General features: G+C 48.4%; 2 tRNA genes. Both read right to left on the reverse strand.

The annotated features are described in order from the left end of the window. Positions 1-74, reverse strand: a tRNA-Met gene (locus ACVA54_RS19735). 158 nt (positions 75-232) lie between these two features. Next, a tRNA-Gly gene (locus ACVA54_RS19740) sits at positions 233-308 on the reverse strand.

Genomic DNA, 308 nt, shown 5'->3' on the forward strand with positions numbered 1-308 from the left:
TTGCGGGAGCCGGATTTGAACCGACGACCTTCGGGTTATGAGCCCGACGAGCTACCAAGCTGCTCCATCCCGCGTCCATGTATTATCGATTAATACGATAACAGAAACTGGAGCGACACTCGAGGATCCCTATCCATAACAGAAAGGCATGACCTCAACTTTGATAAGTTTTGTGCTCTATAAATGAGCGAATGTCGCAATTCACTGTTAAGCACAATGAAAGCTATAAAGTTGGAGCGACACACGAGGTTCGAACTCGTGACCTCAACCTTGGCAAGGTTGCGCTCTACCAACTGAGCTAGTGTCGC

This window comes from Vibrio sp. PNB23_22_6 (assembly GCF_052877535.1).